Source organism: Deinococcus wulumuqiensis R12, from assembly GCF_011067105.1.
Lineage (GTDB): Bacteria > Deinococcota > Deinococci > Deinococcales > Deinococcaceae > Deinococcus > Deinococcus wulumuqiensis.
In genome coordinates this window covers 549,691-571,473 of the sequence record NZ_CP049357.1, presented here as the reverse complement: position 1 = coordinate 571,473, position 21,783 = coordinate 549,691, and the positions used below count along the sequence as shown (strand labels likewise).

General features: G+C 65.5%; 24 protein-coding genes. 14 read left to right on the top strand and 10 right to left on the bottom strand.

The features are described from left to right. Position 1: 1 nt before the first annotated feature. The 6 genes from G6R31_RS02845 to G6R31_RS02820 all read right to left on the bottom strand — a co-directional run bounded on the left by G6R31_RS02845 (position 2) and on the right by G6R31_RS02820 (position 4,780). Positions 2-1,204 (bottom strand): polysaccharide deacetylase family protein, encoded by a 1,203-nt coding sequence (locus G6R31_RS02845; RefSeq protein WP_017871673.1) that lies wholly within the window; start codon positions 1,202-1,204, stop codon positions 2-4. After that, on the bottom strand, positions 1,201-2,328 hold the full coding sequence (locus G6R31_RS02840) for an MGDG synthase family glycosyltransferase (protein WP_017871672.1): 1,128 nt from the start codon (positions 2,326-2,328) through the stop codon (positions 1,201-1,203). The genes G6R31_RS02845 and G6R31_RS02840 overlap by 4 nt, the downstream gene beginning before the upstream one ends. Continuing rightward, positions 2,325-3,470: an LptF/LptG family permease gene (locus G6R31_RS02835; RefSeq protein ID WP_017871671.1), complete on the bottom strand. Its 1,146-nt coding sequence runs from the start codon at positions 3,468-3,470 to the stop codon at positions 2,325-2,327. The genes G6R31_RS02840 and G6R31_RS02835 overlap by 4 nt, the downstream gene beginning before the upstream one ends. Before the next feature lie 244 nt (positions 3,471-3,714). Further along, positions 3,715-4,140, bottom strand: coding sequence for a 3-hydroxyacyl-ACP dehydratase FabZ (gene fabZ / locus G6R31_RS02830; RefSeq protein WP_017871670.1), 426 nt, complete (start codon positions 4,138-4,140; stop codon positions 3,715-3,717). A gap of 23 nt (positions 4,141-4,163) precedes the next feature. Further along, on the bottom strand, positions 4,164-4,391 hold the full coding sequence (locus G6R31_RS02825) for a hypothetical protein (protein ID WP_152423786.1): 228 nt from the start codon (positions 4,389-4,391) through the stop codon (positions 4,164-4,166). Positions 4,392-4,441: 50 nt separating this feature from the next. Continuing rightward, positions 4,442-4,780, bottom strand: coding sequence for a hypothetical protein (locus G6R31_RS02820; RefSeq protein WP_017871668.1), 339 nt, complete (start codon positions 4,778-4,780; stop codon positions 4,442-4,444). Between the two features lie 93 nt (positions 4,781-4,873). Here G6R31_RS02820 and G6R31_RS02815 point away from each other — a divergent pair, with 93 nt between their 5' ends. From G6R31_RS02815 to G6R31_RS02775, 9 genes are all read left to right on the top strand, one after another. Next, the gene (locus tag G6R31_RS02815) at positions 4,874-6,052 is read left to right on the top strand and encodes an acetyl-CoA C-acetyltransferase (protein ID WP_017871667.1); all 1,179 of its coding nucleotides are present in this window, start codon (positions 4,874-4,876) and stop codon (positions 6,050-6,052) included. A gap of 231 nt (positions 6,053-6,283) precedes the next feature. Then, on the top strand, positions 6,284-6,592 hold the full coding sequence (locus tag G6R31_RS02810; protein ID WP_017871666.1) for a YciI family protein: 309 nt from the start codon (positions 6,284-6,286) through the stop codon (positions 6,590-6,592). 64 nt (positions 6,593-6,656) lie between these two features. Then, positions 6,657-7,493, top strand: a complete 837-nt coding sequence (locus G6R31_RS02805) for a 3-hydroxyacyl-CoA dehydrogenase family protein (RefSeq protein ID WP_017871665.1) — start codon at positions 6,657-6,659, stop codon at positions 7,491-7,493. 151 nt (positions 7,494-7,644) lie between these two features. Beyond that, positions 7,645-7,872, top strand: coding sequence for a WGxxGxxG family protein (locus G6R31_RS02800; protein WP_017871664.1), 228 nt, complete (start codon positions 7,645-7,647; stop codon positions 7,870-7,872). Positions 7,873-8,422: 550 nt separating this feature from the next. Further along, on the top strand, positions 8,423-9,358 hold the full coding sequence (locus G6R31_RS02795) for a carbohydrate ABC transporter permease (RefSeq protein WP_017869338.1): 936 nt from the start codon (positions 8,423-8,425) through the stop codon (positions 9,356-9,358). After that, positions 9,351-10,268 (top strand): carbohydrate ABC transporter permease, encoded by a 918-nt coding sequence (locus G6R31_RS02790; protein ID WP_017869339.1) that lies wholly within the window; start codon positions 9,351-9,353, stop codon positions 10,266-10,268. Before G6R31_RS02795 ends, G6R31_RS02790 begins: the two co-directional genes overlap by 8 nt. 1 nt (position 10,269) lies before the next feature. After that, on the top strand, positions 10,270-11,667 hold the full coding sequence (locus G6R31_RS02785) for an FAD-dependent oxidoreductase (RefSeq protein ID WP_017869340.1): 1,398 nt from the start codon (positions 10,270-10,272) through the stop codon (positions 11,665-11,667). Next, entirely contained in the window at positions 11,664-12,230 is a 567-nt protein-coding gene (locus tag G6R31_RS02780; RefSeq protein WP_017869341.1) for a DinB family protein, read from the top strand. The genes G6R31_RS02785 and G6R31_RS02780 overlap by 4 nt, the downstream gene beginning before the upstream one ends. Beyond that, positions 12,227-12,976: an alpha/beta hydrolase family protein gene (locus G6R31_RS02775; protein WP_017869342.1), complete on the top strand. Its 750-nt coding sequence runs from the start codon at positions 12,227-12,229 to the stop codon at positions 12,974-12,976. The genes G6R31_RS02780 and G6R31_RS02775 overlap by 4 nt, the downstream gene beginning before the upstream one ends. 418 nt (positions 12,977-13,394) lie before the next feature. On the opposite strand, the gene G6R31_RS02770 is transcribed toward G6R31_RS02775, so the two are convergent. Next, on the bottom strand, positions 13,395-14,405 hold the full coding sequence (locus tag G6R31_RS02770) for a peptidylprolyl isomerase (RefSeq protein ID WP_017869343.1): 1,011 nt from the start codon (positions 14,403-14,405) through the stop codon (positions 13,395-13,397). Positions 14,406-14,691: 286 nt separating this feature from the next. On the opposite strand from G6R31_RS02770, the gene aspS reads away from it, so the two are divergent. After that, positions 14,692-15,999, top strand: a complete 1,308-nt coding sequence (gene aspS / locus G6R31_RS02765; RefSeq protein ID WP_017869344.1) for an aspartate--tRNA(Asn) ligase — start codon at positions 14,692-14,694, stop codon at positions 15,997-15,999. A 69-nt stretch (positions 16,000-16,068) separates the two neighbouring features. Here the strand turns inward: aspS and G6R31_RS02760 are convergent, their stop codons facing one another. Then, on the bottom strand, positions 16,069-16,272 hold the full coding sequence (locus G6R31_RS02760; RefSeq protein ID WP_017869345.1) for a YgaP family membrane protein: 204 nt from the start codon (positions 16,270-16,272) through the stop codon (positions 16,069-16,071). 72 nt (positions 16,273-16,344) lie between these two features. Between G6R31_RS02760 and G6R31_RS02755 the strand changes: the two genes are divergently transcribed. Then, a complete protein-coding gene (locus G6R31_RS02755) occupies positions 16,345-17,085 on the top strand; it encodes an alpha/beta hydrolase (protein WP_017869346.1) in 741 nt (246 codons plus the stop codon). On the opposite strand, the gene G6R31_RS02750 is transcribed toward G6R31_RS02755, so the two are convergent. Further along, positions 17,086-17,760 carry a spermidine synthase gene (locus tag G6R31_RS02750; protein WP_017869347.1) on the bottom strand — a complete coding sequence of 225 codons (675 nt, stop codon included), beginning with the start codon at positions 17,758-17,760 and terminating at the stop codon, positions 17,086-17,088. Between the two features lie 60 nt (positions 17,761-17,820). On the opposite strand from G6R31_RS02750, the gene G6R31_RS02745 reads away from it, so the two are divergent. The 3 genes from G6R31_RS02745 to G6R31_RS02735 all read left to right on the top strand — a co-directional run bounded on the left by G6R31_RS02745 (position 17,821) and on the right by G6R31_RS02735 (position 18,918). After that, a complete protein-coding gene (locus tag G6R31_RS02745) occupies positions 17,821-18,366 on the top strand; it encodes an MOSC domain-containing protein (protein ID WP_025567699.1) in 546 nt (181 codons plus the stop codon). Then, the gene (locus G6R31_RS02740) at positions 18,366-18,578 is read left to right on the top strand and encodes a hypothetical protein (RefSeq protein ID WP_017869349.1); all 213 of its coding nucleotides are present in this window, start codon (positions 18,366-18,368) and stop codon (positions 18,576-18,578) included. Before G6R31_RS02745 ends, G6R31_RS02740 begins: the two co-directional genes overlap by 1 nt. A 136-nt stretch (positions 18,579-18,714) precedes the next feature. Further along, positions 18,715-18,918, top strand: a complete 204-nt coding sequence (locus G6R31_RS02735) for a hypothetical protein (protein WP_017869350.1) — start codon at positions 18,715-18,717, stop codon at positions 18,916-18,918. A gap of 100 nt (positions 18,919-19,018) precedes the next feature. Here G6R31_RS02735 and clpB read toward each other — a convergent pair whose 3' ends face one another. Beyond that, positions 19,019-21,577: an ATP-dependent chaperone ClpB gene (clpB, locus tag G6R31_RS02730; protein ID WP_017869351.1), complete on the bottom strand. Its 2,559-nt coding sequence runs from the start codon at positions 21,575-21,577 to the stop codon at positions 19,019-19,021. Positions 21,578-21,783: the final 206 nt, after the last annotated feature.

Genomic DNA, 21,783 nt, shown 5'->3' with positions numbered 1-21,783 from the left:
CTCAGCCGTAGAGCCGCAAAAACTCCGCCCGCGTCAGCACACTCAGTTGCGGGGCTTTGGCGTTCGGGTCGTTGCCGTAGGCAAGGCGCAGCACGTTGGCCCAGCGGCGCAGGCGGCGGGCGTCGGCGGGCGGCAGGTCGTGGTTTTCGAAGCCCAGCAGCCCCAGCAGCGGCGACACCGCCGAGAGGCAAAAGACATACTGCACGTCCGCGTATTCGGGCCGGGTCTGAAGTTCGCGGGCCACCACCCGGAAATCCTCGCGCCGGGCCTGCCGCACCGAGGCGCGGGGGCCGAGGTCCACCAGAATGGGGTTGTTGACGTGAAATTCCAGCGCCGCTGCTCCATGCGGGATGGGGGTACTGTCCGCCAGCCGCGCCCCGCTCAGCGGAAACGGCACGCGGGCGATGCGAAAGAGGTTGTCGGCCCGCCCGCCCGCAAACCGAATGCCGCCGAGGCGGTCGAACACCGCGTCCAGCGCCAGAAACCCGCGCCGCTTGAGGCCCGGCCAGCCCTGCGGCCCCGCGCCGTCCAGTTCGTCCAGCGTCACCGAGCGGTAGCCCCGCGCCTTCAGGTCGGTCAGCAGCCCCGGCAGCAGCGGCCCCGTGACCCGCGCCCCCGGCCCCGCGTCGTGCAGGACGACCACCGCGCCGGGCACGAGCAGCGCCGCCAGACGTTCGCGCACCGTTTCGGGACTGGACGCCGGGTGCCAGTCGCGCCCCTCGATGCTCCAGTGTGCCCCGCGCACCCCGGCCAGCCGCTGCCCCAGCCACGTCCCCAGCGTGTAGGCCCCGTGCGGCGGACGGTGAAGACGGACAGGCCGCCCGGTCACTTCCGACAGCCCGCGCACGGCCCGCAGCGGGTCGAGCGCCGCGCCCCAGGGCGTGCGAATCCAGGCGTGGACGTGCTTTTCGGCGTGTGCCTCGACCTGATGCCCCTCTCCCAGCATCCGCCGAATCAGGTCGGGGTGTGCCCGCGCCCGGCCCGCGATGACGAAGAAGGTGGCGTGCATTCCCGCTTCCCGCAAGGCGTCCAGCACGGCAGGCGTGGTGACCGGGTCGGGGCCGTCGTCGAAGGTGAGCGCCACCTCGCGCCGCGCCCGTTTGCCCTCGTGCACCAGGCCGAGGTTGCCGACCTGCACCAGCAGATACGGCAGGCCGATGTACAGCCCAGCGGCCAGCAGCGCACGCTTCAGACCGCGTTTCATGCGTTCCCCAGGCGCCCGAGGATAGCCCCGGCCACCCGGTCCGCCGCGTCGGGAATGCCCACCGCCCGCGCTCCGGCACTCAGGCGGGCGTGTTCGGCGGGGTCGAGGGCACGCAGCACCAGGGGCCGGATGTCGTGCCGCTTTCTGGCCCACAGCCCCGCCCCGTGCCGTTCCAGAAAGTCGGCGTTGTACTCCTCCTGTCCGGGAATGGGCCGGTAGACGACCATCGGCACGCCCAGCGCCGTCGCCTCGGCCACCGTCAGCCCGCCCGCCTTGCCCACCACGAGGTCGGAGGCCGCCATCAAGCGGGGCAGGTCGCGCCGGAAGCCGAGGTGGTGAACCGTCGCCCCGCCGATGGTCTCGGCCCCCTCCCCCTGACGCGAGGCGGGCACCAGCACCTGCACGGCGCGGCCCAGGTTGCCGAGTTCGCGCAGCAGCTCCTGCGGCTGGTAGTGCCCGCGCCCGCCGCCCGAGAGCAGCAGCAGCGGCAGCTCGGGGCGCAGGCCCAGTTCGGCGGCGAGTTCACGGCGCAGCGTCTCACGGTTCAGGTTCAGCACCTCGCGGAAGGCCGGGGAAATGGGAATGCCCGTCACCTCCACCTGCTCGGGCCGCACGCCGCGTTCCAGCATCTGCCGCCGCGTTTCTTCCGAGGCGACCATGAGAAGGTCGGTGTCACGCCGCGCCCAGTGGAGGTGTGCGCGGTAGTCGGTGACGATGAGCGTGTTCAGAAAGCGCTGCCCGGTTCGCGCCCGCAGGGTGTCGCACACGGCGGCGGGCGCCCAGAAGCTGTTGATGACGACCTCGGGCCGCAGCTGGCGCAGTTCGTCCTTGAAAGCACCCATGCCCAGCCAGGTGAACATGCGGCTGATGACGTTCCAGGGCTGGTCCTGGTCGGTCAGCCAGTAAAAACCCCGGTACAGCCAGGGGGCGTACCGCAGCTCGAATTCGTAGAGGTCCACCGTGAAACTGCGCTCGAAGGCGCTGAGGTACTCCACCGAATCGTGTTCCGCGCCCGTCAGCTCCACGCCGCGCTCGGCGAAGGCCTGCTTGACCGCCCGCTGCGCCTGGTCGTGCCCCGCACCCAGCGACACCGACATGAACAGGGCACGCAGGGTGCGTTTCACGTTCGCCTCAGCAGCCACAGGCCACCCAGCGCAAAGACGACGTTGGCGAGCCACACCCCGACTTCGGGCAGTCCCGGCAGCATTCCCGCCAGGGTCAGCCCCACGCTGAACAGCAGGTAATACGCCACCGCGATGACGAGCGCCACCCCCAGACTCACCCCCAGCGTGCGCCCGAAGCGCAGGGCGAAGGGCAACGCGGCCAGCACCAGCACCAGATTGGCGAAGGGGAGCGCCAGCTTGCGGCCCAGATTGACCCGTGCCGCTTGCCGCTCGGCGGCGGGGACATCGGGGGCGGTCAGTTTGGTGACGAGTTCGGGCCAGCCTTCCGCGTCGGCCCCGATGGCGTCGGCGTACTGCGCCAGTGTCTGTTTGCGCGAGAGGCCCGTGTCGAGGTTGAGGGGCGAGGCCGCGTCGGGGGCCATCTGCACCAGCGGAAAGACGCTCTGCACGGCCTCACGGAAGGCGGCGGGGTCGTTGTCGGGCACCTGAGCCAGCGCAGCGGCGGCGGCGTAGTCCACCCGGTAGACCTGATACCCGGTCAGCGACAGCTGGTTGTTCTCGAATTTGCCCGCGTCGGCCAGCACAATCATGCCCTGACGAAAGTTGTCCTTCTGCCACTGCTCGACCCGGACGCCCTGCATCTGGCGGGTTTTCGTGTCATAGCCCTGCATGGAGAGGGTCAGGCCCTGGCCCAAGTCCACCGTCTTGCCGACGAGTTGCGACAGGCCCGCGCCGGTCAGGGCGTCCCAGTACAGCCCGCGCGTTTCCACGTTGGCGCGGGGAGCGACCCAGAGGCTCAGCCACACGCTGAGGAGAGTGACCAGCAGCCCGATGACCGCCGCCGGGCGCGTCACCTGCCCCAGCCCGATGCCCCCGGCCTGCACCGCCACGAGTTCGCGCTCGGTGTTCATGCGCCCGAAGGCCACCACCGTCATCAGCACCACCGCCATCGGCAGCACCTTGACCAGCGTGTCGGGCAGCTGATACCCAATCCAGCGGGCGATGAGAGCCACCGGCACCCCGCTGAGCCACTGGCTGGACACGAAAAAGTACCCGAAGCTGAGAATGGCCGTAAACAGCAGCGTGCCCGCCAGCAGCGGCGGCAGCAGCTCCCGGGTGGCGTAGCGGGTCAGGCGCGTCATGGGCGGGGGGTTCCGGGGCGGGGCGGGAAGGGGAAAAGCACGGGAAAAGTCTAAGGGTCTAAGGGTCCAAGGGTCTAAGGGCAAAGCTTAGACCCTTGGACTCTTAGACCTTTAGAGCATTTGACAAAAAGACGCAACGTCTTTTTGGCGAGCGGAGCGAGTGCAAAACACTGAGCAGGGCGGAGAATGGAGGGATGCGCGGTGCCATTCCGCGCATCACGTAATTCGGAGAACTGCTCTAGACCTACTTCGCCACCGCGAACAGAATCTGCATCTCCGCCGCCACCTCGCCGTCCACCTCGGCGCGGCAAGTGGTTTTGCCCAGGCCCCGGCGCAGGAATTCCAGTTTGGCGTGGAGGTGCAGTTGGTCGCCGGGAATCACTTTGCGCTTGAAGCGTGCGCCCTCGATGCCTGCCAGATACCCGATTTGCCCCGGTTCCATCTGCCCGTGCAGACAGAACATGCTCGCCTGCGCCAGCGCCTCGGTGATCAGGACGCCGGGCATGACCGGCTCGGTGGGAAAGTGACCCACAAAAAACGGCTCACCTATGGTCACGTTCTTGATGGCGTGAACTTCGCCGTTTTCGATGCTCAGCACACGGTCTACCAGCACGAAGGGGTAACGGTGCGGCAGGGCGCTCAGGACATCCTGAATCAGCAGGGGGGTCATGGAGGACATGGTAAGGCCAGCCCTCAGCCCTGCGGCGCCGAGGGTTCGGGCACGGCCGCTGGTGCCGGGCGGCGCAGGGTCGCCAGCGCGAGGGCCGTACTGGCCAGGAGCGTCAGCACCAGCGCGCGCACGAAACCGCTCGGGCCGGGACCCCCCAGCGCCACGCTGCCCAGCGAGCGCAGCCACAGCGGGCCGCTGCCACCCAGCACGGCGAACATGCCCAGCGCGAGGGCCGCAAGCAGGAGGCCCACGAGGAACAGGAGGAAGGAGGGAAGCCAGCGCATCGGGAGCATTGTAGCGGTCAGCGCTGATCACGCACATAATCGTCATAGACTCTTTCCAGCAGTTCTGCCCGACCAGCACGCGGAAAACGCTTTGCCTGCCCCGCCACGAGGCGCTCCATCGCCGCCCGGTCGCCCCGAAGTTGTGAAAGAACTTTCCGTTCCCACATCGCGTCCTTCCCCTTCGGCACGGTCACTGCACGGCCTGCCTGACGGTCGAAGGTCGCCTGCACCGCCGGGTCTAGCCAGCGTACCTTCGGCGTGTTCCGGCTCCGTGACGGCTTTTCTCTGGTTCGGGTCAGGAGCATGACCAGCAGCAGCAAGGCCGAAAGACCGACAATCAGCAGCAGGGTGTCCACGACGCCGAAGCTAGAGAAAGAACTCGTACAACACCATGACTCGCTTCGTCAGATAAAGCGACGACCTAACGAGTGTTAGCTTAAACTGGTGCCATGTCAAAAGCAGTCATCGTGGCGGCCTCGCGCACGCCGACGGGGAAATTTCTGGGCGCTCTGGCGGACGTGCCAGCCGTCGAACTGGGAGCCATCACCCTGCGTGAAACCCTGAAACGCTCGGGCCTTCCCGCCGAATTGGTCGAAGAAGTCATCATGGGACAGGTCGTCCAGGCAGGCTGCGGGCAAAACCCCGCGCGGCAGGCGGCGATGCGGGCGGGCGTGCCCCAGGAAGCGGGCGCACTCACCATCAACAAGGTGTGCGGCTCTGGCCTCAAGGCGGTCATTCTGGCGGCCCAGAGCATCCGCGCGGGCGACCAGAGCGCGGTGCTGGCGGGCGGCATGGAATCCATGAGCAACGCGCCGCACCTGCTCCCCGGCGCACGCAAGGGCTATCGCCTGGGCCACGCGCAGGTGCTCGACGCCAACACGCACGACGGCCTGTGGTGTTCCATCAACGACGAGGGCATGGGCCTGACCGGAGAGCGCGTGGCCGAGAAGTACCAGATTGCCCGCGAGGAACAGGACGCCTACGCCACCGGCAGCCACCGCAAGGCGATTTCCGCCCAGCAAGGAGGCCGTTTCAAGGACGAAATCGTGCCCGTGACCGTCAAGGGCCGCAAAGGGGACGTGGTGGTGGACAGCGACGAAGGCCCCCGCAGCGACACCAGCGAGGAAACGCTGGGCAAACTGAAGCCCGCCTTCAAGAAAGACGGCAGCGTGACCGCCGGAAACGCCCCCGGCCTGAACGACGGTGCCGCGTCCCTGATGGTCGTCAGTGAGGAACTGGCGAAGGCACACGGCCTTACGCCCCTGGCCGAAATCGTGGATTACGCGACGGGCGGCCTCGCCCCCGAGTGGGTGATGATGACGCCTGTTCCGGCCACGCAAAAGCTGCTGAAGAAAATGAATATCGGGGCGGGCGACGTTGACCTGTGGGAACTGAACGAGGCGTTCAGCGTGCAGAGCCTCGCTGTGGCCCGCGAACTGGGCCTCGACCCGGAGCGCGTGAACGTGAACGGCGGCGCAGTCGCCCTGGGCCACCCCATCGGCGCGAGCGGGGCGCGGATTCTGGTCACGCTGCTTTCGGCGCTGAAACAGCAGGACAGGGAACTGGGCGTGGCGACCCTGTGCATGGGCGGCGGCAACGGGCTGGCGCTCGCCGTGCGGCGCGTCTGAGGGTCTAATACGGATTCCGCTTAATTCCTGCACAGTCGGGAAAGCGCCGCCTGTGCATCCATATCGCGGAATCCGTATTTTTTCCTACTCGCATCCGCTCTGCTGCGCAGCTTTGCAAGTCGGATTGAATCTGAAACTACCAGATTCAATCGGAATCCGTATAAGAGTCGAAAGGTCCAAGGTTGCCCCTTTTTGACCCTTAGACCCTTCGACTCTTAGACTTCCAACATCATGACGACCCTCTGGTTTATCGAAAGTACCTACCTGAAAAGCGGCGACGAACTCGCGGCGGTCACGCCCCTGCACCGCGCCTGGCTCGACCAGCACTATGTCAGCGGCGTCTTTCTCACCTCCGGGCGCAAGGTGGACGGCACCGGCGGCGTGCTGCTGGCCCAGGCCGAGAGCGAAGAACAACTCCGCGACATTTTCAAGGAAGACCCCTTCGTGCTGAACGGATGCAGCGAGTACCGTTACACCGCCTTCAACCCCGTCAAGCGCGGCAAGGCGATTGAGCTGGAAGGCGTGCCGCTGGTGGAGTGAGAGAGGTCGGAAAACGACGACCTTGAGTCCCTGAGGCGGAGCAACTGAAAGGAGCGACCAACAAATGAAATTCGGAGTGATCGGAGCAGGGCAGATGGGCGGCGGCATCGCGCAGGTGGCGGCGCAAAGTGGATTCGACGTGGTGGTTCACGACCAGAAGCAGGAATTTCTGGACAGAGGACGCGGCGTCATCGAAAAGAGCGTGGGCAAGCTGCACGAGAAGGGCAAACTGACCGACACGCCCGTAACCGTGCTGGGCCGCATGAAATTCACTACGGATTTGCAGGACTTTGCCGACTGCGACCTGGTGGTCGAAGCCATTGTGGAGAACCAGCAGGTCAAGAACGACCTGTTTGGGCGACTCGGGCAGATCGTGAAGCCGGAAGGGATTCTGGCGAGCAACACCAGCTCCATTCCGATTACGGCGCTGGCGTCGGCGTCGGGCCGCCCGGAGCGGTTCATCGGAATGCACTTCATGAACCCGGTGCCGCTGATGCAGTTGGTGGAGGTCATTCGCGGGTATCAGACCAGCGACGAAACCGCGCGCATTGTGACCGAAACGGCGCAGAAGATGGGCAAGACGCCGCTGACCTGCAACGATTTCCCCGGCTTCGTCAGCAACCGCATTCTGATGCCGATGCTCAACGAGGCCATTCAGTGCGTGATGGAAGGCGTGGCCGACAAGGAAGCCATCGACGGCATCATGAAACTGGGCATGAACCACCCGATGGGGCCACTGACGCTGGCGGATTTCATCGGGCTGGACACCTGCCTCGCCATCATGGAAGTGCTGCATCAGGGCCTCGGCAACGACAAGTACCGCCCCAGCCCCCTGCTGCGCAAGATGGTGCAGGCCGGGCTGCTCGGGCGCAAGAGCGGGGAAGGGTTTTACAAGTACTGATACGGGTCTGCCAAGCTGCGCCGCCTCGATCAGGGGCGGCCATTTTTTACCGCACTCGTCCCAGAGATGAGCAGGGTGCGAATGTCGGCCCTGTGACGGTCTAAAGGATAGGTCAAGGACAAGTGGCCTGCCAACCGTCAGACTGCAGGCCATGAAACTCCTCAAGACCGCTGCTGTCCTTGCCGCCCTGGCGCTGCCTGTCGCTGCTTCCGCCCAGGACAGCAACACCACCGACACCACCCAGACCACCACCACGACCACCGAGGAGCGCGGCTTCGACTGGGGCTGGCTCGGTCTGCTGGGTCTGGCCGGCCTGATTCCCCGCCGCCAGGAGCCTGTGCACACCGTGCACACCACCACCAACACCACCCGCCGCTAAACGAGCTTTCAGGCTCCTCCCCGTCCTGACCAGGGCGGGGTTTTTCTATGTGCCGTGTCTCCTGGGCCGACTTCATGTTGTTATACGGATTCCGCTTAGAGCAGTTCTCCGAATTACGTGATGCGCGGAACAGCACCCCGCATCACTCCATTCTCCGCCCTGCTCCGTGTTTTGCACTCGCTCCGCTCGCCAAAAAGACGTTACGTCTTTCTGTCAAATGCTCTAATTCCTGCACAGTCGGGCCTATACAGTTGGGAAGGCGCCGCCTGTGCATTCATATCGCGTAACCCGTATTTTTTCCTACTCGCATCCGCTCTGCTGCGCAGCTTTGCAAGTCGGATTGAATCTGAAACTACCAGATTCAATCGGAATCCGTATTATATGGCTTCGAAAAATAGATTTCCCATAGATCTATTTTTCCGAGCGGGGCGAGGAGAAGAAGTTACGGGTTTGAACGGAACCGGACTTGCAAAGCTGCGAAGCAGAGCGCATTGAGGCGCTGTCCCTGGAGGCGCGGAGTAGAGTTCAAACCCGTATTACACTGCGGCTCATGACCACAACACCCCGGCGCACGTCGCGCCGTGAGCAACACCGTCTGGGTGCGGCGGGGGCCAAGAGGTCCTGGCGCAACACCCTGATTGCCTACGCCTTCATGCTGCCGTTTCTGATTCTGCTGGTGATCTACCACACCTGGCCGGTCATTTTCGGCACCTACCTGGCGTTTACCGAGTACAACATCATCAGCCCGCCGAAGTGGGTGGGGCTGCAAAACTTCCGCACACTGCTGGCCGACGAGCAGTTCTGGTCGGGGCTGCAAAACAGCCTGAAATACATCCTGGTGGTGCCGGTCATCCAACTGGTGTCCATCGCCCTGGCGCTGCTGGTCAACCGGCCCCTCAGGGGCATCGGGTTTTTCCGCACGGCGTATTACGTACCGGTGGTCACCAGTTTTGCGGTGGTGGGCCTGATCTGGTCGTGGCTCTACCAGCAGGGTGGGGTGGTCAACCGCGTGCTGATGGCGCTGGGGCTGATGCAGGACGACCGCAGTCTGCTGGGAAACCCGGCCACCGCGCTGCTCGCCGTGATGTTCGTGACGCTGTGGAAGGGCATCGGCTATTACATGGTGCTGTATCTGGCGGGCCTTCAGAACATCAGCAAGGAACTGGAAGAAGCTGCCGTCATCGACGGGGCGACCCGCGCCCAGGTGTTCTGGAACGTGACGCTGCCGGGGCTGCGGCCCACCATTCTGGTCTGCTCGCTGATGTCCACCATCAGTGCCATCAAGGTCTTCGAGGAAATCTATGTGATGACGCAGGGCGGGCCAGCGGGCAGCACCTACACCGCGCTGTTTTTCACCTATTCGCGGGCCTTCAACGACTTTCAGTACGGTCTGGCGGCGGCGGCGGGCATCATCATCGCCGTCATCTCCATCTTCTTCGGGTTCCTGAACTTCAAATTGACGCGGGGAGGCAAGGCCGATGCCTGAAGTGACCACCCGCCCGATGACCCAAGAAGTCGCCGCCGAACTCAAGGTGCGCCGCAAGCAGCGCGAGCGGATGCGCAACGTGCTGGCCTACGCCGTGCTCATCGTCATCGCGCTCATCATGCTCTACCCGTTTTACTGGACGGTCGTCACCAGCCTGGAATCCACCGGCGGCATCTATCAGCCCAAGTGGTGGCCCAGTGACTTTTCGCTGCGCAACTACGCCGAGGTCTGGCGCGGCACCACCGTTCCCTTCTGGCGGCTGATCGTCAACAGCCTGATTATCTGCACGCTGGGCGTCTTTTTCTCGGTCACGCTGGCGACGCTGGCGGCCTATCCCCTCGCCAAGATGAAATTTCCGGGGCGCGACCTGATTTTCTACGCCATCCTGATGCTGATGGTGCTGCCCAACGAGGCGGGCCTGATCGTCAACTACATCACGACCATCAAGCTGGGGCTGCTTTCACAGACCGATTTTCCGGTGCTGGACATGGCAAAGCAGTATCTGGCGGTGGTGCTGCCGGGCATGGCGAGCATCGTGGGCCTGTTCCTGCTGCGGCAGGCGTACCTGGGCGTGCCGCTGGAACTGCTCGAAGCCGCCCGCATCGACGGCGCGTCCGAGCTGACCATCTGGCGGCGCATCATGCTGCCGCTGGCGCTGCCGACCATCGTGGCCTTTTCGATTCTGGAATTCGTGGCGTACTGGAACTCCTTCCTGTGGGCCAGAATCATGCTGCCCGACAAGGAACTGCTGCCGCTCTCGGCAGGGCTGCTGGAACTGTCCGGCACCTTTTCCACCAACTCGCGGGCGGTCATGGCGGGGGCCGTCATCACCATCATTCCCATCCTCATCGTGTTCGCCTTCGGGCAGAAATACTTCATGAAGGGTCTGGAGGGCGCGGTGAAGGGCTGACATGACACTTCTTTATCGGACGCTGGACCGCGACTGGGACGTGGTGGTGGCCGGGGGCGGCACCGCCGGGGCCATCGCCGGAGTCGCGGCGGCGCGGGCCGGGGCGCGGGTGCTGGTCGTGGAGGCGCAGGGCAGTCTGGGCGGCACCGGCACGAACGCCTGGGTCACGCCGCTGATGCGCAACGTCTCGGCGGGCGAAAACCTCAACCGGGGCCTGACCGACGAACTCAAGCGCCGCCTGCAAGCGCGGGGCGACGGCGCGACTTCTGCCGACGGCAACGACAACTGGTTCAACCCCGAAGGGCTGAAATTCGTGCTGGAGGAGATGCTGCTCTCGGCGGGGGGCGAGGTGCTGTACCACACGAACGTGGTGCAGCCGCTGATCGCGGATGGCAGAAGGCAGATGGCCGATGGCAAACGGATTGAGGCGCTGGTCGTCCACAACAAGGGCGGGTTGCAGGCGCTCGGGGCCAGTGTTTTTATCGACGCCACCGGGGACGCGGACGTGGCGGCGGGGGCGGGTGTGCCCTTTCACGCCGGGGACGCAGACGGCGTGCATCAGGCCATGAGCCTGCGTTTTACCCTCGCCGGGGTGGACATGGCGCGGCTGTCGGCCTCCTTGCAAGAACAGGGGCAGTGGCACGAGTCGCCCGACTTCATGCAGTTCTGGATGGTCTGGGGGCGCGGCTCCTCCCTCGAACCGCTGTTTCGGGAGGCCATTGCTGCTGGGGTGCTGCTGGAGCGCGACGGGGACTACTTTCAGGCGTTCAGCGTCCCGGGGCGGCCCGGCGAGCTGTCGTTCAACTGCCCGCGCATCCGGGCCGACCTCAACGACGCCACCGACCCCTGGCACCTCTCGGCGGCGCAGACCGACGGGCGCGGGGCCATAGGTCGCCTGACCCGCTTTTGCCGCCAGTACTTGCCCGGCTGCGAACAGGCGTTTGTCGGTGTGGTCGCCCCGATGGTGGGCGTGCGCGACTCGCGGCGCATCGTGGGGGAGTACACGCTGACCCTGCAAGACATTCTGGACTGCCGCAAGTTTCCCGATGTCATCTGCAAGAACCACTATCCGGTGGACATCCACTCGGTCAGGGGCGGGGCCAAGCTGCTGCACGAGCGCGACGGGACAGCGCCGTATTTTGCCGGGGACGCCTGGCACGACATTCCTTTTCGCTGCCTGCTCCCGCAGGGCATAGATAATCTGCTGGTACCGGGCCGGGCCGCGAGCAGCACCTTCGAGGCGCAGTCGAGCATCCGCGTGCAGCAAAACTGCCACACGATGGGCGAGGCGGCGGGGCTGGCGGCGGCGTGGGCGGCCCGTGACCATGCCGGAGACGTGCGGGCGGTGCCTGTCCCCGCGCTGCAAGACGAACTGCGCCGCCTGGGAGGGAACGTATGAAGACCTTCGACCCGGCCCTGCACGCCGATAGCCTCAGGAAGGAGCGGGCATATCACATTCGGCCCAGCCTCGACCCCGCGTTTACGCCGCACCTCGGCGCTCTGGTCGAGATGCTGACCTATGCCCGGCTGACGACCCTGCAAGCCGTGCATGACCTGCCGGAAGAGGCGCTGTGGCAGACCGCGCCCGGCTTCACCAACTCCATCGGCACGCTGCTGGCACATATCGCGGCGGTGGAGCGCACCTACCACCTGCTGTCCTTCGAGGGACGCGACGTGACCCCGGAGCAGGACGGCGCCGTGTACTGGGGCCTGACGATGGGCCAGGAAGGAACGCCACCGTCACGCCTCCCCACCCTCGACGAACTGCGGGCCGACCTCGCCGCCGCCCGCGCCGAGACGCTGCGGGTCTTTTCCACCAAGGACGACGACTGGCTGGCGCAACCGATGGCGGAGGGCTGGGCCAATCACCACTGGGCCTGGTTTCATGTGATGGAAGACGAGGTGAGCCACCGGGGGCAGATACGTCTGCTGCGGCGGGTCGTCGCGCCGGAGGCCACATGAACGCGGCGGCACACGCCCTCCCGCTGGTCAGCGGGCAGCCCTACCGGGTGCAGCGGGCGGTGCTCTCAGGCGTGCCCTGCCTGCTCGAACTGCCCCCCGAAGACCGGGACGTGCGCGGCGTCTGCCTCGTCTATCACGGGGCCTGGGCCGCCAAAGAAGGCAAACTGGGCGTGTACGCGGCGCTGACCACCGCCGGAATCGTGACCGTGCTGCCCGACGCGGCGCTACACGGCGAGCGGCAGGGCGACATGCCGCCGGGACTGAACGCCCGCGAATATGTGTGGGACAGCGTGCGGCGCACCGTCGCCGAGACTCCGGCGCTGCTGGACGCGCTGGCTGGGCGCTTCGGCGCGGGGCCGGTCTACGCCGTGGGGTCGAGCATGGGCGGGTACGTGGTTCAGGCGCTGCTGCAAACCGAGCCGCGCCTGACCCGCGCCGCCGCCCTCATCACGTCGGGCGTGTGGAACGAGCCGCAGGTGCAGGTGCCGGACGTGCGGGCCTTTATCGAGGCGCACCGACCCCTGACCCACGCGTGGCGCTCGGCCCCCACCCCCCTGCTGCTTGCCAGCGGCGAGGAAGACCCCGTGTTTCCGCTTGCCGCGCACCACCAGCCCACCGCAGCGGCCTACCGCGAAGCGTATGCGGGCGCGTCCGGCGCTTTCGAGGACCAGACCTTTCCCGGTGTGGCGCACTTCACCAGCGTGGGCCTCAGGGACGCGGCGCTGGCGTTCTTGCTGCGGGAATAACAAAACGCCGCCGAACAGCAAGCAAGCTGTCCGGCGGCGACCTGCCCTACGGCCTTCCGGACGATGATGTACGTCCGGCTCTGATACGGATTCCGCTAAATTCCTGCACAGTCGGAACTACACCGCCTGTGCATCCATATCGCGAAATCCGTATCTTTTCCTACTCCTTTCAGTCGGATTGAATCCAGAAATCTGCTGGATTCAATCGGAATCCGTATGAGTGGCAGAACTTAGAGCAGTTCTGCGAATTACGTGATGCGCGGAACGGCACCCCGCATCACTCCATTCTCTCCTGCGGAGCTGTACCAGTCTGCTTCGCAGCTTTGCAAGTCCGCCCTGCTCCGTGTTTTGCACTCGCTCTCTGCGAGCTGTCCCAGTCCGCTCGCCAAAAAGACGTAACGTCTTTTTGTCAAATGCTCTAGGGGGCGGTCACCCTCACCACGTCGGGGAACGTCTCGACCTTGACGCGGGCAATCTGGGCGTCGAGGTACTTCTGGGCGGCTTCACGCGAGAGCTGCTCACGGATCAGGGGCGCGGCTTCGGTCAGCGGCAGCAGACCGGCGGCGCTGCGGCGGCTGACGGTCAGGACGTGCCAGCCGTACTCGGTCTGCACGACCTGGGGCTGGTTCAGCGGGCCGGAAAAGCTGGCCTTGTCGAAGGCGGCCACCGTGTCGCCCGGCGCGATGCAGCCCAGGTCGCCCCCCTCGGCGGCGCTGCCGGGGTCCTGGCTCTTTTCCCGCGCGACCTCGGCGAAGTCCTTGCCTGCGCCCAGGTCGGTCACGACGGTCTTCGCCTCGGCTTCGCTGGCGACCAGGATGTGCTTGACGCACGCCTCAGCGTCACGGGTAAAGACGTCACGGTGCAGGTTGTAGTAGCCCGCCACCACCGCGTCACCGAAGTTGAAGCGCTTTTGCACGCTCTGAAGGTAAGGAACGACCACGGCCTGACGTTCCAGGCTGGCCCGCAGGTCCTCGGCGCTGGCGTAGCCGGTCTGGTTGAGGGCCTGCTGGAACTCGTCGTCGCTGGCAAATCCGGCGCGGGCCTGGGCAAGCTGGGCGTCCACCGCCGCCGCGTCGGGCTTCACGCTGGGGCGGGCGAGCTGATAGAGGGCCTGCTCGCGCACGAACTGCTTGAGGTAATCGGCGCGGCCAGGCGCGAATTCGGTCAGCAATTCGTCGCTCAGCGGCAGGCCCTGGGCATTGACGACCCCGGCGACGGCGACGCGAAAGGCGCGGTCGAAGTCGGCCAGGGTAAAAGTCTGGCTGCCCACGCGGGCCACCACCGTGTCGGGGGCCTGGGCAGGCTGCGTTGGGGCACTCTGGGCTGGAGTGCTCTGGACAGAAGGTGCAGGCGCCGGGACAGGCTGGCCCGTCTGGGCCAGGGCCGCGCCGCCGGTGAGCAGCGCCAGGGTCAGGACAAGGTTTTTCATGGGGAGCACTCTAGCGGAAGCGGGTCAGGGTCGCTTCACAGGCCGGTGCATGCGGCCAGCACGGTTGAGCGTCTGGCTTCACCGGCTTTCCTGCCCAGTGGCTTTCCTGCCTAGTTTGCCCCTTTGACCCGTGAGCGTCATGCCGGTTACACTCCCAGGCATGTTCGCGGCTTCCCTTGCCAGCACTGGCAACAACAACGACAACGATTCCCGTTAGGGGACGCTTCGTCGTATGCCGCGCCCCCGCCCACCACCGGCGGGGGTTTTTCGTTCAAGGAGAAAAGAGATGACCAGCCAGCTCAAACGCACGCTTACCCGTGAACTGCCCCAATTCGAGGGGCAGACCGTCAAACTTCAAGGCTTCGTCCACGCCCGCCGCGACCTGGGGGGCGTGCAATTTTTGGTGCTGCGCGACGTGAGCGGCGTCACCCAGTGCGTCGGCAGCGGCCTCCAGTTGCCCCTGGCCGAAAGCAGCGTGGAAGTCGTCGGCAAGGTCAAGGCCCACCCCAAGGCGCCCGGCGGCTTCGAAGTGCAGATTGAAGACTTCCGCGTGATTTCGGCGGCCACCGAGCCGACGCCGGTCGAGATTCCCAAGATGGAATGGAACGTCAACCCCGAAACCATGCTGGACTACCGCGTGGTCACGGTGCGCGGCCTGAAGGAGCGGGCGGCGCTGAAGGTGCAGGCCGAACTGGTCGCCGCCTTCCGTGACCACCTGCGGGCCGAGGGCTTTACCGAAATCAGCACGCCCAAAATCGTCTCGGCAGGGGCGGAAGGCGGCGCGAACCTCTTTCCCATCGACTATTTCGGCCAAAACGCCTACCTCGCGCAAAGCCCGCAGCTCTACAAGCAAATCATGGTCGGCGTGTTCGAGCGCGTGTTCGAGGTCGCCGCCGTCTACCGCGCCGAGGAACACGCCACCAGCCGACACCTCAACGAATACCTCTCGCTGGACGTGGAGATGGGCTTCATCGACGACGAAGAGGACGTGATGGGCCTGGAAAACCGCCTGCTGGGCAGCATCATGGAACGCCTGAAGCAGACCTGCGCCGCCGAATTCGAGCTGCTGGGCGCGACGATTCCCGACGTGCCCGCGCACATTCCCCGCATCGAACTGATGGAAGCCCGCCAGCTGGTGACGGAAAAGTACGGCCATCAGGTCGGCGGCAAAGACCTCGACCCCGAAGCCGAGCGGCTGCTCTCGCAGCACTACGCCGAGACGGAAGGCTCGGACTTCGTGTTCGTGACCAAGTACCCCCGCGCCGCCCGGCCCTTCTACGCGCACCCTGAACTGAACGCCGACGGCAGCGTAAACGGCGAAGTCACGCGGGGCTTCGACCTGCTGTTCAGGGGCATCGAAATCACGTCGGGCGGGCAGCGCATCCACGACTACGCCATGCTGATGGACTCGATTGCGAGCTACAAACTCAAGCCCGAGTCGCTGGAAGGCTATACCGAGGTCTTCAAGTACGGGATGCCCCCGCACGGCGGCTTCGCGATTGGGGCCGAGAGGTTGACCGCCAAGCTGCTGGGCATCGCCAACGTGCGCTATGCGCGGGCCTTCCCGCGTGACCGGCACCGGCTGACGCCCTGAGTTGCAGATGGCGGATGGCAGATGGCAGATGGCTTTTCAAACAGGAGCCATCTGCCATCTGCCCTCGGCTTACTTTTCCCGCGTATCCACGCCCGCCACCGTGTACGCGGGGCAATGGCCCGTCGTGGCGGTGGCCAGCAGCATCGCGCCGAGGCCCAGCGCCAGCAGGCGACCTGCGCCTTTGCCTGTCAGGGCGGCAGTCAGGGCGGCGCCGCCCAGGATGGCGCGGATGGTGCGGTCAGTGGAGCCTTCGTTGACAGGCAGATTGTTCATGACCACAGTAGACCGCGTGGGGGAGCGGGGGGCAAGGGGACAAAGCCAAAAGGCGCGTCCTACACTGCAGCTATGGAAATGTTTGCGCAGTTCAGTGTCGAGGGTCAGCGGATGTACGGGATGCTCCACACGCCGGACGGCTCTCCGCCTGCGCAGGGCTGGCCCAGTGTGGTGATGGTGCATGGCTTTACGGGCAACAAGGTGGAGGGCCACCGCAATTTCGTGCTGCTTGCCCGCCGCCTGGCCGCGTCCGGGGTGGCGGCGCTGCGTTTCGACTGCCGGGGCAGCGGCGAAAGCCAGGGCGACTTTTCCGAGATGACCGTGAGCCGCGAAGTGCAGGACGTGGAAGCGGCCTTCGAATATGTCCGCCAGCAGCCCGGACTCGACCCCGAACGGGTGATGCTGCTGGGCTTCAGCATGGGCGGGCTGGTGAGCGCCCTGGCCGCTGAGAAGGTGCGGCCCCACCGCCTCGCGCTGTGGTCGCCCGCCCTGCCCGAACTGTGGCTGCGGCACCTGCGCGGCGGGCTGCTGCCCCCGGTGGTCAGCGACTACGGCGGCTGGCCGCTGGGCCGCGCCTTTTTGCAGGAAGTGGTGCAGGTTCGCCCGCTGGAGGTCGCGGCCCGCTGGGGTGGAGTGGCCCACGTCTTTCACGGGGACGCCGACCAGACCTGCCCGCCTGCCTGGGGCGTGCGCTACGCCGAGGCCCTGCGCTGCGACGCCACCGCCATTCCCGGCGCGAACCACACCTACGACTCCCTGGAACAGGTGGAAATGCTGCACCGGGAGACAGTGCGGTTTTTCAAGGGACTTTGACTACCCCTTCTCCCCCAGCCACACGGTATGCACCGCGCCCTTGCCGACCCGTTCGCGCACCTGCTCGGCGCGCACGGCAAACCCGGCCCTTTCCAGTTTGCGGGTAAACGCCGGGGCCGGGTGCGCCGACCACACCGCCAGCACGCCGCCGGGCCGCAGGGCTTCCCAGGCGCGGCGCAGTCCGGCGGGGCTGTAGAGTCGCCCGTTCTCGTCGCGGGTCAGCCCTTCCGGGCCGTTGTCCACGTCGAGCAGGACAGCGTCGAACGGCCCCGCCTCACCCATCACCGCGCCCACGTCCCCGACCCGGACCTCCACACGGGGGTCACGCAGCGGCCACCCGGCGCACTCGCCCAACTCGCCCCGGTTCCACTCCACGACCTGCGGCACCAGTTCGGCCACCAGCACGCGGGCGTCCGGCCCGAGCGAGCGCAGCGCCTCGGCCAGCGTGAAGCCCATGCCCAGCCCGCCCACCAGCACGCGCGCCCCCCGCCGCGCCGCCACCGGAGCGCACCCCAGCCGGGCCAGCGCGTCTTCCGAGGCGTGCATGCGGCTGTTCATCAGCTCGCCGGGCATGGTGCTGACGGCAATGGCGAAGTCTGCGCCGCGCCGGAAGAGTTGCAACTCGCCTTCCCCACCGGGAACAGGCGCGGAGCCGAGCAGGACGCGGGGAATCAACGGGAGGCTCCGGCACACATGGCGTCAGGGTAGCAGCGGCCCGAACATCTATGCTGCAGCATGCGAGTGCTGAGGGTAAACGTGGGGCAGCGGCGGCCCATCCGCGCCAAAACCGGACACAGCAGCATCTTCAAGGAGCCGGTTTCAGGCCCGGTGTGGGTGGGCGAGTCGGGACTGGCGGGCGACCACATCGCCGACACCCGGTACCACGGCGGGCCGAGTCAGGCGGTGTACGTTTTTACGCGCCCCGACCACGCCGCCTGGGAAGCGGTCCTGGGGAGGGCACTGCCGCCGGGCACCTTCGGGGAAAACCTGCTGCTGTCCGACCTGGAATCGGCCCCGCTCCGGGTCGGGCAGACGCTGCGCCTGGGCGCCGCCATGCTGGAACTCACCGCGCCGCGTATTCCGTGCGTCACCCTGGCCGTGCGGATGGGCGACCCCGACTTCGTCCACACATTCCGCGAGATGAAGCGCCCCGGCTTCTCCTGCCGGGTGCTGCGCGAGGGCTGGCTGGAGGCCGGACAGGACGCAGACCTCGGCCCCGAGCCGCCGCCGTATGCCCCAAGCGTCCTCAAACAATTCGTGACCGCGTTCGGGGGGAGCTGATGGGCAGTTCGGCGTGGTGGTACGTCGTGGATTACCAGCCCGACCTTCAGCAGGCACTGGATGACCTGCGGGAGCGCGAATTTCAGGCCGGGCGGTACTTCCCGGTGCTGGATTTTCCGCCCTTTCCGGTCACGCCCCTCTCCCCCGCGCCGGGGCCGCAGCACGGCAGCATCGACGAAGCGGCGGAGGCGGCTGATACGGATTCCGCTTAATTCCTGCACAGTCGGGAAAGCGCCGCCTGTGCATCCATATCGCGGAATCCGTATTTTTTCCTACTCGCATCCGCTCTGCTGAGCAGCTTTGCAAGTCGGATTGAACCTGAGACTACCAGATTCAATCGGAATCCGTATGAGGAGACCGGGACCCGCAGCATTCTGGATAGCGCTGGCGCAGGACGAGGACGACTGGGGCCTGCGCGAACTGACGCCGGAGCAGCGGCGCACGCTCTTTGGCTTTCACGCCCTCATCGGGCGCGGCGAGGGCTACGTGGTCACGACCTACCGAAACGGCCAGCCGGAATATCTGTACTTCGCCGGGTCCTCGTTCGATTGAGAAAGCCTCTCCCGGAACGCACCAGCCCCAAAGGAAAAAGCCGGAGCTTTCGCCCCAGCCTTTTGCTTTTCCATCTGCCTTCAGCCTTCTGCCATCGGCCTCAGTTCAGGCTGCTCGTCCCGAACGTAAACCCGCTGTCGCCGTAGTCCACGTTCAGCACGCTGCCGTCCTGCACCTTGCCGCCCAGAATCTCGCGGGCCAGCGGCGTTTCGATGTACTGGCTGATGGTGCGCCTGAGCGGACGTGCGCCGTAGGCGGGGTCGTAGCCCAGTTCGGCCAGCTTGTCCTTGGCGGCGTCGCTGAGGTGCAGGGTGATGCGGCGTTCGGCGAGGCGTTTGCGGAGGCTGCCCATCTGGATGTCCACGATGGAATGCAAATCCTTGGCGGTCAGCGCGTCGAACACGATGATGTCGTCCACGCGGTTGAGGAACTCGGGGCGGAACTCGCCGCGCAACTCCTCCAGCACCGCCGACTTGATGGCCTCGGCGTCTTGCCCCCGTGCCTGCATGTCCAGAATCAGCGGCGAACCGATGTTGCTGGTCATGATGATGAGCGTGTTGCGGAAGTCCACCGTGCGGCCCTGCCCGTCGGTCAGACGGCCATCGTCGAGCACTTGCAGCAGCACGTTAAACACGTCGGGGTGCGCCTTTTCGATTTCGTCGAACAGAATCACGGCGTAGGGGCGGCGGCGCACGGCCTCGGTCAGTTGGCCGCCTTCCTCGAAGCCGACATATCCGGGAGGGGCACCAATCAGGCGGGCCACCGTGTGTTTTTCCATGTACTCGGACATGTCGATGCGCACCATCGCGTCGGGCGAGTCGAACAGGAACTCGGCCAGGGCTTTCGCCAATTCGGTTTTGCCCACGCCGCTCGGCCCCAGGAACATGAACGAACCGAGGGGACGGTTGGGGTCGTTCAGGCCCGCACGGGCGCGGCGAATGGCGTCGGACACGCTGACAATGGCGCGGTCTTGCCCAATGACGCGCTGGTGCAGTTGCTCTTCTAGGCGCAAAAGCTTTTCGCGTTCGCCTTCCATCAGCTTGTTCACGGGAATGCCCGTCCAGCGGCTCACCACGGCGGCGATGTCCTCGTCGGTGACTTCCATGTGCGCGAACTCGGCGGTCTTGAGCTTCTTTTCCAGCTCCTGCACGTCCTTTTCCAGCGCGGGCAATTCGCCGTATTCGAGGCGGGCGGCTTCTTCCAGGTCGTAGTCGCGCTTGGCCTTCTCGATCTGGGTGCGTACCGCGTCCAGCTTTTCGCGCTTTTCACGCAGCGCGGCGACTTCCTTGCGCTCGGCTTCCCAGCGGCTGCGGACTTCGTTCAGTTCGTCGGTGATGGACTTGAGGCTCTTTTCGATGTCCAGCAGGCGGTTTTGCGAGTCCACGTCCTTCTCACGCTTGAGGGCCTCACGCTCGATTTCGAGTTGCAGCTTGCGGCGCGAGAGTTGGTCAATGCGCTCCGGGCTGGATTCCAGCGCCATGCGGAGGCGGGCGGCGGATTCGTCGATGAGGTCGATGGCCTTGTCGGGCAACTGGCGGTCAGTGATGTAGCGGTTGGACAGTTGCGCGGCGGCGACCAGCGCGGGGTCGGTGATTTCGACGTTGTGGTGAACCTGATAGCGCTCTTTGATACCGCGCAGGATGGAGATGGTGTCTTCCACGCTCGGCTCGTCCACGAACACGGGCTGAAAACGGCGTTCGAGCGCCGCGTCCTTCTCGATTTCGCGGTACTCGTCCAGCGTGGTCGCGCCAATGAGGTGCAGTTCGCCGCGTGCCAGGGCGGGCTTGAGCATGTTGCCCGCGTCGGGGCTGCCTTCCGTCTTGCCCGCGCCGACGATGGTGTGGATTTCGTCCACGAACAGGATGATTTCGCCCGCCGACTTGACCACTTCGTCAATCACGCCTTTCAGACGTTCCTCGAACTCGCCCCGGAACTTGGCCCCCGCGAGCAGGCTGCCCATTTCCAGCGAGACGATGCGCTTGTTTCGCAGGCCCTCGGGCACGTCGCCCTTGACGATTCGCATGGCGAGGCCCTCGGCAATGGCGGTTTTACCGACGCCGGGTTCACCGATGAGGACGGGGTTGTTCTTGGAGCGGCGCAGCAGAATCTGCATCACGCGGCGGATTTCCTCGTCGCGGCCAATCACGGGGTCGAATTTGCCGTCTCTGGCCCGCTGGGTCAGGTCGGTGCCGTATTTGTTCAGCGCGTCGAATTGCTGTTCAGAAGTTTTGTTGGTCACGGTTTTCCCCTTGCGTTGCTCGGTCACAGCGCGGTTGAGCGAAACTTCGTCGGGCAGGCCGCGCCCCCGGTACTCGCCGCGCAGGGCAAGCAGCAGCGTGTCGGCGGCCACGAAGCTGTCGCCCAGTTGGCCCGCGATGGTGTCGGCCTTGGCAAAAGCGCGGCTCAGCGCCGGGTCGAGGTAAAGCTGCCCGTCGCCGCCCTGAATCTTGGGCAATTTGGCGATTTCGGCGTCCAGTGCGGCACGAATCTGCGTCAGGTCACCGCCTGCCAGGGTCAAGGCGCGGGCAGCGGTGTCGTTATCAAGCAGGGTTCGCAGCACATGGAAGTGGGTGAGATTCTGGTTTTTATTCTGCTGGGCGAGTTGCTGCGCCGCATTGATGGCGACGGCGCTGGCCTCGGTGAAGCGTTCAGGATTCAAGGTTGCACCTCCTCGGTGCGGTCTAAGGGTCTAAGCGTCGAAGGGTCTAAGAGCAGACAGAGTTTTAGACCCACTGAAGCATGCGTCTATTTTGAGACTTGAGTGTGGTTATGTCAAGTTTATTGAGGGTTTAGGGAAGTGGGCATGGTTACAGGTTAGGCCTGACGGGACGTTAAAGGGTAGGCAGTAAAACTCAACAGTCTCGT